This is a genomic window from Cohnella soli (assembly GCF_042655525.1).
GTDB classification, from domain to species: Bacteria; Bacillota; Bacilli; order Paenibacillales; family Paenibacillaceae; genus Cohnella; species Cohnella soli.
In genome coordinates, this window is sequence record NZ_JBHSMI010000009.1 from 153456 (window position 1) to 167633 (window position 14178).

Consider the following 14178-nt stretch of genomic DNA (forward strand, 5'->3'; position numbering starts at 1 on the left):
AAGGTATTCGATCGTCTCGCGGCGCTCCGTTAGACGATCGCTTTCCTTGCCTTGAAGTCTACTCCTTTATAATACATATCGGATACGAGCAGATTCGGACCGCAGCAACCTGCGGACGGGCAATGGCAATTGACTGCCTGCTGCATCGGGTGGTTCTGCCATTTGGCGAAAACATCGTCCAGCTTTTCCTTGCTGATGTTGCCGAAAGGCGGGATTGAAGCGAAGTCGGTCACGTAAACGTCGCCGGAGAACAGGTTCACGTTCACCCGGTTTCTCCCGTCGGGATCGTTACGTACGGTCACGTTAGTTTCTTCCCGAAGACGCCGGACTAACCGTTGCTCGGACTCGTCTACGGTGCATGCGAAAAACGGCAAAGTGCCGAACAACATCCACATATCAGGATCGCGAATGTCGAGCAGCGTCTCTACTGCCGCAACCATCTGATCTCTCGTAATCGCAGGAAGACCGGAAGCGAATGAGCTGGGGTACATCGGATGCACTTCATGACGGACGCAGCCCATTTCACGGATGAGTCTGTGGATGTCCGCGATTTTGTCGTGCGTGCGGTAGTTAATCATCGACTCTGCGGAAACGAACAGCCCGCCGTCCGCGAGCCTTCGTGCATTGTCGATCATACGCTCATACATTTTCGCCGACATGCCGGAAGATACATTCCTTCCGGTACGCGCAAAACCGACCTCATGGAAATCTTGCGCTTTCGTATAGTTAAATGAGATATGCATGACGTCAAGGTAAGGCGCAATCATCTCGTATCTATCGTAATCCATCGTAACGTTCGAATTGAGTTGGGTACGGATGCCCCGTTTTCTAGCGTATTTCAACACGGGAACGAGAATGTCGCGGACGGTATCCATGCTGAATGTCGGTTCTCCCCCGGTCATGCTGATCGTCTCCAGACGTTCGACTTCGTCGAGCCTTGCGAACAGGAGATCGAGCGGCAAATGCGGCGCCTCACGGGTTGTGAGACTGTCGCCGACGGCGCAGTGCTCGCATCTCATGTTACACAAGTGGGTTACGGTAAGCTCAACGCTCGTTAGTTCGTGCCGGCCGGAAGCGCCGAGCGATCGGATCGGGTCCCACGGATCGTATTCGGGCGATAGCGGGGTCCATCCCGGAGGCGCTGCGAACGGCAGCGTGCCTGCCGATCGGGAAATTGCTTGCATCGTTCATGCTCCTGTCTTCTGTTGCGTTCCTTTTATTGTACTGGGCTCAAGGTTGAAATACAAACGTTTCGGCGCAAGTAAAAACGCCTTAAGTTTGAACCAATAAATTCCATATCGTCAAAAAGGCCGTTCCGACACTTCGTCGCAACGGCTTGTAGGCTTATACGGTCAATGGGCTCAACTCTTCTTGGCCGAACGCCACCTGAGAGACGAGAACGTTCAAATGTTTGGACAAGTCCATGTCGTATGGTGCGTTCAAATTGCGCCCGTACTCATCCGTCAGTACCCGGATAACGGGGCGATGGGCGCACGTCGAGTTAATATCGGTCACTACGGCCGTCTGGCCCGTGTTTAGTTTCAACGACATCCCGATCGGATAGATTGCTACTTTGTCTCGGAACAATCTAAGCATCGAGGTCTCGTATAACGTACCGCTTCCAGAATAGAGTGCTTCTACCGCCTGGTGAGGCAGTATCGGCGTCCGGTAAATTCTGTGGCTCGTCATCGCGTCGTATGAATCGACGATGCCGATCCATTTTGCAAACTCGTGGATTTCGTTGCCCTTAATGCCGCGGGGGTAGCCGGAGCCGTCAAGACGCTCGTGATGCTGAAAAGCGCAATGCGCCGCGAGCAACGGAATGTTCGGCTCGTCTTTAAGCAAATAGTAGCCGCGCTCGGTATGCCGCTTCATCTCCTCGTATTCGAAATCGGACAGTTTGTCCGGTTTCAGAAGCACCTTCAAAGAGATTTGCGTTTTCCCGACGTCATGCAGCAAAGCGCCCATGCCAAGCGTAACCATCTGCTCGTCATCATAACCGTATGCCATGCCGAGCAGCGCCGTATAGACACAGACGTTTAGAGAATGCCGGTACAAGTAATTGTCCACCGTCTGCATGTTCATCAGCATAATCATCGCGTCTTGATTGCGGCTCAAGTCGTCCAAAATCAGATGCATCGCCTGACGCATGTTTTTGCCCACGTACGGATACGTGACGCCGCGTCCTCGACCCTGCGGATCCATGAACCCTTTGAACGCCGTCTTGACCGCCCGAAGCACGCTGCGCTGCGTCTCTTCGCTGATCAATTCTCGAACGACGACGTCAGATGTGATGTCATCTTGAATGTACAAGTAATTGATGCCGCATTCTCCAAGCCTGCGGATGAGTTTCGCATTTAGTTCGACCCCTTCCGCAAGTAACACGATGCCGTCATCGGAATATATTTTTTTGGCTAGCCTCATACCCGGCTGACTCGCTGCAATCGGCACCATGCGCATTCCGTCAATGCTCCCCCCTTCGCTGCTAGGATGCAGGCATAAAGACGCAAATATCCTTATCCCTATCATCGGTAAAATTTAGAGAGGAGTAAAGAGTTTTTCGCACTTATTCGCGCATTTTCTTCATTCAGTGACAATAATCGACACAACGGCCCGTTTAACGCATGATGAACAAGTAAAATAAAGCCGCCACCGCGAAACGATACCAAGCGAAATATTTCAGTTTCAGCTTCTGCAAGGCCCGCAAGAAAACGATAACGACAAGCCAGGCAACGACGAACGAGACGATAAAGCCGGTCAGCAGGAAGCCGACGTCGATCTGGCCGGAACGGAAATTGTCGATGTTGCTTAGCAATTCGTAACCTGTCGCAGCCGTCATGATCGGAATGGCGATAAAGAAAGAGAAATCTGCCGAGGCGCGGTAACTGACGCCGCCGAGCATCCCTGCAGCTATCGTCGAACCCGAGCGGGAGAACCCTGGCCAAAGCGCGGATAAGCATTGCAACACGCCGATTAGCAGCGCCTGCCGATAAGAGATGTCGTCCATCGTTTCCGCCGTGCGTTTGATTTTGCCGGAATCGTAGAGATATTCCGTTATCCACATGTAAATGCCCCCCGCGACAAGTGCCCAAAGGACAGGAGCGGTGTGAAACCCGATCTCCTTAATGAAATCCCGGAAGATGAACGCGATGCCCAGCGGCGGTACGATGCCAAGTATGACATGGAGCATATTTAAGCGCCGTTTCGGCATTGCGTCGACGGACAGTCCTTTGACGACGTCTTTGCGGCCTAACCCGAATACTTGCAAAATTTTGTGCCGATATACGATTGCGATGGCGAGAATGGCGGCGAATTGAATAACGATTTCGAACGTTTTCAGTTGCTCCGGCGTTTCCTCGCCGTACCCGAGCAGTTTGTTCGTCAAAATCATGTGGCCCGTTGAAGATACCGGCAGAAACTCCGTTAACCCTTCCACGATACCAAGAATAATAGAATCAAACCAATGCAGCATAACGTCAATCCACTCCTCGTCGTCATCAGTCCTTGCTCCGCTAGCGAAAGCGGGCGGTATAGCTTATAAAATGCTTATAAATAGGTCCAGCGAGAAATGTTGGCTTGTTCAACGAGCATCTCGTCGCTCAGCGCCATGGACAACAAATCGCGAATGTAATCCGGAAGAAAATAGTTCACGTTCCGACCTTCTTTCAGGCCGATGTAACCGGCGCCGAACGTAAACATGTCGAGCGTGCCGACCAAATACGACCGTTCCCGGACGAGCGGCTCGCCGCCCACCGTTGCCTTGAGCACTTTAGCGAACGGCGGCGAAGACAGGTCCGCCGTTACCTCCATCCCGTCTAGGCACAACGTGCCGAGCACGCGACCTCTGAATCCGAAGCCTCGAATTTCGAGCTGCTGGCGCTCCGGGAGCAAACTTTCTTCGAGCGCTTGAAGCAACTGGTCGCCGGTCAATTCAGTCGTGCACGGGTTGATCGGAGACGGACAAATTGCGTGAACGTCCCCCTCCGTCACTTCGCCTTCAGGCAAGCTGTCCAGCAATTGTCCCGCATTCACAAGTCCGATCTGTGCGCCTGTTGCGCGCCTTACGGCTGCGGCCAGCAACGTCGGCAGCGCCGATTCACGATCGTATCTCAGCGACAGCGGCGCCTTCAACCTAGCGATTGGCTTGCTCATCGCTTGCACCGCCTGCTCGCGATGTTTGGCGACGAGTCGATCGAAACTTTCATCGGACGGCCAATCGTCTGTAGGAATTGCCCCGCCGTCGATGGCGGTTAAACGACATGAATCGTCAAAGCGAAGCTCGAGCCTTCCAACGTAATTGCCATACTTGCTCGCGGCGCATATCGCGGTGTTGCCGACGCGGAGCGGCTTCTCCAGCAAATGGTGCGTGTGACCGCCGAGAATAAGGTCGATGCCCGGAAACGTCTCAGCGATGCGCTCATCCATGCGGATGCCGAGATGCGACAGCAAAATAAGCACATCCACATCAGGACGAAGTCGGTTCACCTCTTCCTCCAACGCCTCCATCGGATCGGCGACTTCCCAGCCCAGCAGCTCGTAATAACTTGTATATGGCGCGGTCAGCCCTATCACCCCGATCCGGACACCTCTTCTTTCCAGGCGAACGGACGGCGACATCCAGGACGGTCGCTGATCTGTAATGGCGAGTTTCATATTCGCGCAGACGATCGGGACCGCCATACCGCTGAACAAGTCATCCAGTTCCTCGATCGTATAGCTGAGCCCCTCGTTATTGCCAAATGCTGCGGCATCGTAGCCGATCAATTCTAGTGCCTCACGGTTGACTGCCGCTTGTGAGCCTTCGGTCTCCATACGTGCGCGATCGAGGAAATCCCCGCAATCGAAGACAAGAAGCCCTTCGGGATCCGCCTCGCAACGCACGTTCGAAATGTATCGGGCAATTCGGGAATGTTGCTCCAGATGACTGTGCAAATCGTTCGTATGAATCAACGAGATCGTGAAGCCTGCTTTCGTCATTGGGTGTTCAATCCTTTCCTCCTAACCGCCGATTTGCGACATCCGGCGCTCTGTCGGCCTATGACTTTGCTGCTCATCTGTGAGCCGGGCGGCCATCTCGTGGTTTTTCGGTTTGATGTCCATCGCCCTGTAGAACAGATTTTCCATCGCTTCGGATGAGCCCAGAGCGGGCTTGACGTTTAATTCGTCCACCCAGTAGAGACACGGCTTCAAATTGCCGTCGGCCGTCAACCGGAGACGGTTGCAGCTTTGGCAGAAATGGTCGCTGACCGGATGAATCAGGCCGAAAGTGCCGGCTGCGCCCACGATCCGCCAATCGTCCGAAGGTCCGCTACCGCCCGGTCCTTCCGCCTTCTCGAGCGCAAAGCCAAGTCGTTCCGCCTCTTCCAGCACACGAGAGAGCGGCAAGTAATAGCTGCGCCACCCCGAGTCGTCATGTCCGATCGGCATATATTCGATGAACCGGACGTGAAGCGGCTGATCGACGGACAGTTGAAGAAATTTGCCGATCTCGTCTTCGTTGACACCTTTAAGCAGAACGCAATTGAGCTTGATCGGTCCAAGTCCGACTGCAGCCGCAGCTTGCACGCCTTCCCATACTTTATCAAGATCCCCCCGCCTCGCGATAAACTTGAACCGAGTCGGATCCATCGTATCCAAGCTAATATTGACCCGCTTCAATCCGGCTTCTTTCAGCTTCGCCGCTTGTGGAGCAAGCAGAAGGCCGTTCGTCGTAAGCGAAATGTCTTCTACGCCGGGAAGCGCCGCGATGCCGGCAATCAGCTCTTCCAAGCCGGGCCGGACGAGGGGTTCTCCACCGGTTATTCTGAATTTGCGAATGCCGAGGCCGGCTGCCGTCCTGGCGACTTCGACCATCTGCGCATAGCTCAGCAAACGGTCGTGTTCCAAGAACTTCATCCCTTCCTCCGGCATGCAATACAGACAACGCAAATTACACCTGTCGGTTACGGAAATGCGCAAATACGTATGTTTTCTTCCAAATCTGTCTGTTAGTTGCGACATTCCGTCCACCCCCTCCCCTCCTCTTGCAAGCCCTTCTAGCATAACATTTTCACAGGCGATATGGTATGCTTGTCAAATGCAATGATGAATGCGGATTGACGTGAAGGGAAGGAAGTCGAATACCAGATGGCATCGAAATGGAACATCATCTTATTCGCTGGACTGGCCGAAAAGCTCGGAACGCGCGCGGTTTCGCTTGAATGGGAAGCGGACCGGATGACGGCTGGAGAACTTAAGCGACGTCTCGCTGAAAAATATTCGGAGCACGCAGATTTGTTGTCCGTCTGTTTCGTTGCTCGCAATCAAACTTTCGCCCCGGACGGAATGACGATAGAAGCCGGAGACGAACTCGCATTGCTGCCTCCAGTGTCCGGAGGATCGGGCGTCGAGGATCATTCGTCCACTTCTGGAGACAGCGAGGAGTTTAAACGCTATTCGATTACGGATGCGGTTCTCACCCCGAGCTCCGTCTTGAGTCGTGTCTATCATCCCGACCATGGAGCAGCGATCGCTTTCGTCGGCACGACCCGGGAATGGACGAAAGGCCAAAAGACGGTCACCCTTGAATACGAAGCTTATGTGCCGATGGCGGAAAAAGCACTCGCGCAAATCGGCGATGAAATTACAGCGCGTTGGCCGGGGACGCTGACAGCGATCGACCATCGAATCGGCACGGTCGGCATCGGCGAGATCAGCGTTGTTATCGCCGTCTCTTCCGCCCATCGCGCAGACGCTTACGACGCGAGCCGCTATGCGATCGAACGATTGAAACAAATCGTGCCCATCTGGAAAAAGGAAGTATACGAAGACGGCACGGAATGGAAAGGGCATCAGCTCGGGCCTTGGGATCCGACCGTAGCGCCCGACGCGCCCTCGACGAAGCCAGAAGGCGGCAAGTTATGACTTCGCCTCACGGAGAAGATTCGCGTTACGTCAGGCAAATGCGTTTCCCTGCGGTCGGAGAAAGCGGTCAAGCTAAGCTGCTTGCTTCGTCGGTCGCGATCGTCGGAGTCGGAGCTCTCGGCTGCGTCGTCGCGAACCATCTGACCCGGGCCGGCGTCGGCAAGCTCACACTCATCGACAGAGACATCGTCGATCGCAGCAACTTGCAGCGGCAAATGCTTTACGACGAAGCGGACGCGGCATCCGGAGCGCCCAAAGCGATCGCCGCCGCAGCCCGATTGAAGGCGATAAACGGCGACATCGCGATCGAGGCGCGCGTCGCAGATTTAAACGCTTATAATGCGGAGACGCTTCTGGGGGGCGCCGACCTGATCGTCGACGGCACCGACAACTTCGGCGTCCGTTATCTGATCAACGAATTTTCCGCGAAGATCAACGTTCCCTGGATCTACGCCGGGGCGGTCGGTTGCTCCGGCATGACGTTTACGGTGCTGCCTGGCCGTACTCCTTGTCTCCGCTGCCTATTTCCGGACACGCCCCCGGGCGGGGCGCTCGACACTTGCGAGACAGCCGGCGTGTTGTCTCCTATTGTCGATACGATATCGTCCGTACAGACAATGGAAGCAATCAAGCTGTTGACCGGCCGAACGGAAGCGCTTCGAGGGACCTTATTGCGGATCGACCTATGGGATAATCAATGGCAGTCGATCGATGTCAGCAACGCAAGTAACGAAAGCTGTCCCGTATGTGCAAAACGCGAGTTCAACATGCTGGAAGGAGACGAGCCGGCAGGGGCGGCAACCGTGTCTTTATGCGGAAGAAACACTGTTCAAGTGTCCCCTTCTAGACCGCTGTCGCTCGATCTCCAAGCACAGCAAATCCGATTGGCTCAGACAGGCGAGTCAGAGCTGACGCCCTTCTCGCTGCGGATTCGATTGTCAGGCGGCCTGACGTTCGTACTGTTCGAAGATGGTCGCGCCCTCGTCATGGGATCGGACGATCCGATAGTTGCCAGACGAATTTACGCGGAACTGATGGGCGAATAAAGCCTATCGCGACTTTCTCAGGTCAATTACAGAGCGCCTCGCAGCAGACAGTGTAACCCAAGGCAGAGCGGGCATCCAACTATTGACATCCATGCGCTCCTTCTCCTACACTGACTCTATAACAAAGCCGTTATATGGCTCGCGAAACACGCAGCCGCTTTTTCGGTCAGCCCCGCGCTGAACCGGAAGAGCGGCTTTATTTTTTCCTGAGGGGGGCAGGACTCGTGGATTTCAACACGGCTTACACGCAATGGCTATCAAAGCATCGCAGCTTACGTCAGGGCGAAAGGCTAAGGCGGCTGGATGAAGGGCATGGCTACTTGGAAAAGCTGATACTCGAAAACGTATGGTGGCCAGCCGTAGGGCATTTCGATGATTTGCATCCCGAATACGAAGTGTTCGACTTTCGAGATGGTACGCGGTTCCTTGATTTCGCGTGGCTGCCTGGCACCGTAAAACTGGACATTGAAGGTGATGGATTTGACACCCATGCCCGCAAGATCAGCTTGACCGGGTTCGACGATGACCGAATTAGACAAAATCACCTGGTCATTGATGAGTGGAAAGTGCTTCGTTTTACGCACAACATGGTCAACGAACGTCCACGCTTGTGCCAGCAAATGCTGCAACAGTTCATCGGCGCAGTATACGGCAAACGGGGGCTGAGCGAACGTGCGACAAATCGTTTAAACTCCGAGGAGAGAGACATCATACGTCTGACCTTGCGGATACGCCAGACCGTTTCTCCTGCGGATGTGTGCAAACTACTTGATGTCGAGGCGCAGAAGGCCCGGAAACTACTGCGAGGTCTGGTCGCCAAAGGCGTTTTCGTGGCGGCTGGTGCAGGTCAGCAGCGCATCCACGCCTACCGGCTGTCTCAAACGGTGCAACTTGAAGACTGGGGAATGTAGCCAGCTGCGGGTGAATGACTGGGCAGAATGGATCAGTAACGAGGAAACAGACCAGTAGGCGGATTGGTGCGATGTTTACCATCGTTATTGCCCTGTCATAGTGTGTAGACTGACCGTTTTCTTCTCGCTAGCGATGAAAAACATCGCAACAGCGGCGGAATGGGTCAGTTGAGTGAGCGATACGATGTATTTCATCGTTATTGCCCCGTCATAGACGGGAGACTGACCGTTTTCTCCTCGCCAGCGATGAAATAACAGCGGCGGAATGGGTCAGTCGGGCTAGTGCAAAGAGTCAAAACGAGAGAAACGATCAGGGCGGAGACGAGGGGTTTAGGAAAGGTGATGAAATAGAGCTTTCTGGCAGGTTAAACAAAGGGCTATCCCGCAAAATCATCGGCTGATGACTTGTGAGATAGCCCCTTTTGGCGAAAGTCGGTACAGTTATCTTTTGGCAGCGCCGCGACCTACGCCAGCCATTCTCCGATTGTAATCCGCGGCAACAACGCTTCGAAATCGTTCGCCTTCACGTCGCCGGCGACCGTAGACAATGCGTTCGCGCAGCCCGCCGCAGCGGCATGTCGCAAACAAGCTTCCGCGCTCCAGCCCCGCGAGCTGCCGTATGCATATCCCGCAACGAACGCATCGCCGCAACCGACGGTATTCACCGCCTGCAGCTTCGGAATCGTTACCCGGTAAGCAGCGCCGTCAACAATCGCCGCTGCTCCGTCGCCGCCCAGAGTGACAACGACGTTACGAATACCATGCGTGGATAATGATTTCACGCCCTCAAACAAATTCCCGTCGCACTGGCCAGCCAATAATGGGACGATTTCGTCCTCGTTCGGCTTGATGAACGCCGGTTTCGCTGCCAGCGCCTGTGCAAGCGGAGCGCCGCTTGTGTCCAGGAACGGCTCCGCGCCCGAGGCACGGACGAGCTCGATCAGCTCCGCATACAACGACGGAGGTGCACCCTTCGGCAAACTGCCCGACAACACGACGACGGCGGACCGCTGCGCCAATTCGGAGACTTTGCTCTTTAATGCGGCGATATGCTCGTCTTCGACTTGAGGTCCCGGTTCGAGTATTTCCGTCGACGAGCTGTCCGCGGCATCGATAAAGTTCAAGCAGAGCCGCGATTCTCCGTTTGCTTCCACGAATTCCGCTCCGATGCCGGACTCTCGGATTCGGTCTACAAGAAATCGCCCGTTATAGCCTGCGGCGAAACCTGTCGCTACGACATCCGAATGGCCGAGCTGGTGCAGCACGCGGGCGACGTTAACGCCTTTGCCCCCCGCCATGCTCAGCACTTCCGTCGCCCGCATCACCGTACCTTTAACGAGCGCCGGCACGTAATACGTTTTGTCGATCGCCGCGTTCAGCGTCACCGTCGTAATCGTATCGCGCATGTTCGATTACGCCTTTCCGATCGAGCCGCACAGACGCATTTTCTCGATCGCCGCCAATTTCAGCGCCTTCTTCGCAGGCACCATGTATTTACGCGGGTCGTTCTCGTCCGGATTGGCCGCGAACACTTCTTTGATCGCGTCGGAGAACACGATACGCAGCTCCGTCGCCACGTTCATCTTCGACATGCCCAGCGACACCGCCTTGCGCACTTGCGCTTCCGGAATGCCGGAACCGCCGTGAAGAACGAGCGGTACGGATACTTTCGCAGCGATGCGACCGATACGATCGAAGTCGATGTTCGGCTCGCCTTTGTAGATGCCGTGAGCGGTGCCGATTGCCGGGGCCAATGTATGAACGCCCGTCAGCTCCACGAACTTTGCACACTCGTCCGGGTCCGCGAGCAGCGCGTCGCGCTCGTCAACGACGATATCGTCTTCGACGCCGCCGACTCTGCCAAGCTCGGCTTCCACGTTCACGCCAACCGCCGATGCGGCTTCGACGACTTTACGCGTCGCTGCAACATTCGCATCGAACGGATCATGCGAAGCGTCGATCATGACCGACGTGTAGCCCGCGCGGATACATTGCATAATGATGTCGAAGTCGGAGCAGTGGTCCAAGTGGAGCGCGATCGGCACGGACGCACGGTCCGCCGCCACCTTAGCTGCTGCAGCGATGTAGTCGGCGCCAAGATGTTTGACCGTACCCACGGTAGACTGAATGATAAGCGGGGAACGCGTCTCTTCCGCCGCCTCAACGACGGCTTGCAGCATTTCAAGCGTATGAACGTTAAAAGCACCGATACAGTAACCGCCGTCTCTCGCGGTTTGAAGAAGGGGAGTCGATGAAACAAGTGCCATGATGAGTTCCTCCGTTTCGATAATAAACTCGATAATCCTTGCTGTGATGCTGGTCAAAATACGATATTAACGTCCGCTGCGCTCCGAAATCCGTTTGTTTGCGTACAACGCGCTGCCGATAATGCCCGCCTCGTCATTGTTATCCGCCACGACGACTTTTAAGCCTTCACGGAAATCAGGCAGCAGCAGTTCGTTCAATTGTTCGCGGAGCGGTCCCATTAGCCTATCGCCGGCGAGCGCGCCTCCGCCTCCGACGATAATGATCTCAGGGCTGATTGTCATGACTGCCGCGGCAAGCGCCCTGCCGTTCAATACGCCGGCGCGAGTCATAATGCCGGTCGCCAGTTCGTCGCCTTCGTCCATCGCTTTGGATAAATCCGCAGCCGTCAACCCATCGAAGTTCTCATCGCCCGGATACCAGTTACGCAATACGCTTTCGCGTCCTTCGAGCAGAGCCTTTCTAGCCTGCCGTACCATGCCGGAAGCTGAAGCGACCGTCTCCAGACAACCGTACAGGCCGCATGCGCAGTTTTCTTCCACGCCGTCCATGCGAACGTGCCCAATTTCACCCGCCATCGATTTGAAACCATGAAAGATGGTCCCATCGCTCACAAGCGCTGAAGCAATTCCGGTGCCGATCGTAATGCCGAACACGTGCCGACAATCCCGACCCGCTCCGGCAACGGCTTCTCCGTAGACGTACAGCTTCACATCATTGTCGATCACGACCGGCAGGCCGGTACGTCTCTCCAGTTCCTGAACGACCGGCACATTGCGCCAACCGAGATTGCCCGCGAACCGGGACATCCCCTCTTCCGGATCTACAAGTCCCGGAATGCCGACGCCGACTGCCGTCACTTCGGAGCCTTCGGCAATGCTTGCTTGCAAGTCCGTAACGACTCCGGCGATCCGGTCGAGCACGATGGCACTACCCGCATTCGCTTCAGTCGGACGTTTGATTTTGTGAAGGATTTCTCCCGACTGTCCGACAACGCCGCCGACGATGTTTGTTCCTCCAACATCAATGCCGATTGATACTTTCATCCTTGGCCCTCCTTTTCGCCCGTTGAACCAGCTGCAGACGGACTTGCGCGGTAAACGTCCACGTTGGCGGACATCAAAGCTTCTCCAAGCTCCGGCCCCGGAGCTCCGTCCGTAATGCACGCTTTTAGCTCCGAAAGCGATGCGACATGGAACAGCGACGGCTTGCCGATCTTCGTATGGTCGAATACGGCAATCGTTTCTCCGGATCGCTCCATAAGCCGCTTCGCAATATTAGCTTCCAGTTCGGAATACGTGCTGACTCCATGTACAGCCACTCCGTCGACACCCATGAACATTTTATGAATGTTAAGCGACTGCACCGCCTGCTCCGCCAGCGGGCCGCACAGCTCGAAGCTGTTACCGCGCAACACGCCGCCCGTCAAAACGACTTGCAGAGACTCGCTGTCCGCCAGCTCCATCGCAATGTTTACCGCATTCGTCACGATCGTCAGATTACGCTTTTTTTTGAGCGCTCGCGCGATCATGAACGTCGTAGAACCGCCCGTCAAACCGACGACGTCGCCTTCCGACACGAGGGAAGCCGCTTTCTCGGCGATCGCTTCCTTCTCGGGGTACAATTCGCTTTGTTTCTCATGAAAAGAAACTTCGCGAACGCCGCCGCTGCCGTATTTCGCCCCGCCGCCCATTGTACGAATGAGACGACCGGTTTTCTCCAGCTCCTCAAGATCGCGTCTCGCGGTCGCTTCCGAGCATTCGAACTTCTCGGTCAGCTCTTGCAAGCTGATGGCTCCGAACCGCTCCAAATAATCCAGAACAAGTTGTTGCCTTTCCGATTTGTTCCGAGTCATGAGACAAGTCTCCTTATCCGCGCCAAAATGATTAAATTTTGACGACTTGGGTCAAATTTCTCGGATGGTCCGGATCGACGCCCCGCTTCATCGCCGTGTAGAAGCCCAAATACTGCAAAGCAGGCAAATACAGCACCGAACGAGCTTCGTCGCTAACCGCCGCGCCGCCGACTTCGAACACCGCGTCCGCAAATGCCGTATCCGCTCCAGCTTTTGCAGTTACAAGCAGAACGAAAGCGCCGTACTCTTTCATCTCTTCCGCAACTTTCAGTTCATACGCTCTCGCTTGTTCCGATACAAGCAAGCAGACGAGCGTGCCTGGCTCGACGACCGATTTCGGGCCGTGACGGAACTCGAGCGTGCCGAAGCTTTCCGTCCAGACATAGGACATTTCTTTAAGCTTCAGGCATACTTCCTGCGCCAATCCGAAATAAGCGCCCATGCCCAAGTAAATATATTTATTGAAGTCGTTCTTCGCTACAAGTTCGTCAGAGAACGCATGCGCACGGGAGACTACGTCTGCATCCAGCGCCAGCACGTCTTCCATCTGCGCAGGAATCGCACCGCCCGCCGCTTGCGCAATCGCCGCTTGCATCATAAACGTCATGCTGCTGAACGACTTCGTCATGACCGTGCTTTTTTCTTGTCCGAGCGGAGATACGAGACATTCCGCCATCGTTCCGAGACGGCTTTCCTCGTAACAGGTGATGCCGCAAGTCGTCCAATTCGGAAGATCTTTCACCGAATCAAGCGCCAATATCACTTCCGACGATTCTCCCGAACGGGATACGCCGACGAGCAACGTTTTTCTTCCTTTGGCTACCGATTGATCGCGGAACAGGAACACGTCGGAAGACGGCAACGCAATTGCGCTGCGTCCGAGCCACAGCCTGAACGTAGTCGCCATCGTCTGCGCTTGATAGTACGACGAGCCGGAGCCGATGAAGACGACTTCCTCGAACGTCGCGTCTTTCAAATATTTGTTCACCCATTCGCCTTGCGCGCTCAATTGCTTCCACGCCGCCTCCAAAGCTTCCGCCTGGCTTCCGATTTCGGGCAACGTCAATACTCCTCTTGTCACTTCTCCCAGCTCCTTCGTAATCATTTAATGACTATAATGAAACGATACAGCAGAATTATGAAAAATTCAATCATAAAATGAAAAAAGCAATCACGATTAATGCGATTGCTTTGCATT

Annotated in this window: 13 protein-coding genes; 3 read left to right on the forward strand and 10 right to left on the reverse strand. The window is 55.0% G+C overall.

The window, feature by feature from the left end; all coding sequences use genetic code 11:
* Positions 1-29: 29 nt before the first annotated feature.
* From yfkAB to moaA, 5 genes are all read right to left on the reverse strand, one after another.
* Positions 30-1184, reverse strand: coding sequence for a radical SAM/CxCxxxxC motif protein YfkAB (gene yfkAB / locus ACFPOF_RS05340; protein WP_378130324.1), 1155 nt, complete (start codon positions 1182-1184; stop codon positions 30-32).
* 160 nt (positions 1185-1344) lie between these two features.
* Positions 1345-2460, reverse strand: coding sequence for an HD-GYP domain-containing protein (locus ACFPOF_RS05345; RefSeq protein WP_378130326.1), 1116 nt, complete (start codon positions 2458-2460; stop codon positions 1345-1347).
* Positions 2461-2617: 157 nt separating this feature from the next.
* Positions 2618-3472 carry an undecaprenyl-diphosphate phosphatase gene (locus tag ACFPOF_RS05350; RefSeq protein ID WP_378130328.1) on the reverse strand — a complete coding sequence of 285 codons (855 nt, stop codon included), beginning with the start codon at positions 3470-3472 and terminating at the stop codon, positions 2618-2620.
* Between the two features lie 74 nt (positions 3473-3546).
* Positions 3547-4977 carry a bifunctional metallophosphatase/5'-nucleotidase gene (locus tag ACFPOF_RS05355; RefSeq protein WP_378130330.1) on the reverse strand — a complete coding sequence of 477 codons (1431 nt, stop codon included), beginning with the start codon at positions 4975-4977 and terminating at the stop codon, positions 3547-3549.
* Positions 4978-4998: 21 nt separating this feature from the next.
* Positions 4999-6000, reverse strand: a complete 1002-nt coding sequence (gene moaA / locus ACFPOF_RS05360; protein WP_378130332.1) for a GTP 3',8-cyclase MoaA — start codon at positions 5998-6000, stop codon at positions 4999-5001.
* Positions 6001-6126: 126 nt separating this feature from the next.
* On the opposite strand from moaA, the gene ACFPOF_RS05365 reads away from it, so the two are divergent.
* The 3 genes from ACFPOF_RS05365 to ACFPOF_RS05375 all read left to right on the forward strand — a co-directional run bounded on the left by ACFPOF_RS05365 (position 6127) and on the right by ACFPOF_RS05375 (position 8860).
* A complete protein-coding gene (locus ACFPOF_RS05365) occupies positions 6127-6903 on the forward strand; it encodes a molybdenum cofactor biosynthesis protein MoaE (protein WP_378130334.1) in 777 nt (258 codons plus the stop codon).
* Entirely contained in the window at positions 6900-7949 is a 1050-nt protein-coding gene (locus ACFPOF_RS05370) for a ThiF family adenylyltransferase (RefSeq protein ID WP_378130336.1), read from the forward strand. The genes ACFPOF_RS05365 and ACFPOF_RS05370 overlap by 4 nt, the downstream gene beginning before the upstream one ends.
* Positions 7950-8173: 224 nt before the next feature.
* Positions 8174-8860 carry a DNA-binding response regulator gene (locus tag ACFPOF_RS05375; RefSeq protein ID WP_378130338.1) on the forward strand — a complete coding sequence of 229 codons (687 nt, stop codon included), beginning with the start codon at positions 8174-8176 and terminating at the stop codon, positions 8858-8860.
* A gap of 464 nt (positions 8861-9324) precedes the next feature.
* On the opposite strand, the gene ACFPOF_RS05380 is transcribed toward ACFPOF_RS05375, so the two are convergent.
* From ACFPOF_RS05380 to ACFPOF_RS05400, 5 genes are all read right to left on the reverse strand, one after another.
* Complete coding sequence (locus ACFPOF_RS05380; protein WP_378130340.1) at positions 9325-10266, reverse strand: 1-phosphofructokinase family hexose kinase; 942 nt, start codon at positions 10264-10266, stop codon at positions 9325-9327.
* A 6-nt stretch (positions 10267-10272) separates the two neighbouring features.
* On the reverse strand, positions 10273-11127 hold the full coding sequence (gene fba, locus ACFPOF_RS05385; protein ID WP_378130342.1) for a class II fructose-1,6-bisphosphate aldolase: 855 nt from the start codon (positions 11125-11127) through the stop codon (positions 10273-10275).
* A 66-nt stretch (positions 11128-11193) separates the two neighbouring features.
* Entirely contained in the window at positions 11194-12171 is a 978-nt protein-coding gene (locus ACFPOF_RS05390) for an ROK family protein (RefSeq protein WP_378130344.1), read from the reverse strand.
* On the reverse strand, positions 12168-12980 hold the full coding sequence (locus ACFPOF_RS05395) for a DeoR/GlpR family DNA-binding transcription regulator (protein WP_378130346.1): 813 nt from the start codon (positions 12978-12980) through the stop codon (positions 12168-12170). Before ACFPOF_RS05395 ends, ACFPOF_RS05390 begins: the two co-directional genes overlap by 4 nt.
* A gap of 31 nt (positions 12981-13011) precedes the next feature.
* Positions 13012-14061, reverse strand: a complete 1050-nt coding sequence (locus ACFPOF_RS05400) for an SIS domain-containing protein (protein ID WP_378130348.1) — start codon at positions 14059-14061, stop codon at positions 13012-13014.
* Positions 14062-14178: the final 117 nt, after the last annotated feature.

Bases quoted from the DNA above. Each gene is read 5' to 3' on its own strand.
- ACFPOF_RS05390 (WP_378130344.1), bottom strand. From the start codon at position 12,171: ATGAAAGTATCAATCGGCATTGATGTTGGAGGAACAAACATCGTCGGC.
- moaA (WP_378130332.1), bottom strand. From the start codon at position 6,000: ATGTCGCAACTAACAGACAGATTTGGAAGAAAACATACGTATTTGCGC.
- ACFPOF_RS05345 (WP_378130326.1), bottom strand. From the start codon at position 2,460: ATGCGCATGGTGCCGATTGCAGCGAGTCAGCCGGGTATGAGGCTAGCC.
- ACFPOF_RS05380 (WP_378130340.1), bottom strand. From the start codon at position 10,266: ATGCGCGATACGATTACGACGGTGACGCTGAACGCGGCGATCGACAAA.
- ACFPOF_RS05365 (WP_378130334.1), top strand. From the start codon at position 6,127: ATGGCATCGAAATGGAACATCATCTTATTCGCTGGACTGGCCGAAAAG.
- fba (WP_378130342.1), bottom strand. From the start codon at position 11,127: ATGGCACTTGTTTCATCGACTCCCCTTCTTCAAACCGCGAGAGACGGC.
- ACFPOF_RS05355 (WP_378130330.1), bottom strand. From the start codon at position 4,977: ATGACGAAAGCAGGCTTCACGATCTCGTTGATTCATACGAACGATTTG.
- ACFPOF_RS05370 (WP_378130336.1), top strand. From the start codon at position 6,900: ATGACTTCGCCTCACGGAGAAGATTCGCGTTACGTCAGGCAAATGCGT.
- ACFPOF_RS05395 (WP_378130346.1), bottom strand. From the start codon at position 12,980: ATGACTCGGAACAAATCGGAAAGGCAACAACTTGTTCTGGATTATTTG.
- yfkAB (WP_378130324.1), bottom strand. From the start codon at position 1,184: ATGCAAGCAATTTCCCGATCGGCAGGCACGCTGCCGTTCGCAGCGCCT.
- ACFPOF_RS05350 (WP_378130328.1), bottom strand. From the start codon at position 3,472: ATGCTGCATTGGTTTGATTCTATTATTCTTGGTATCGTGGAAGGGTTA.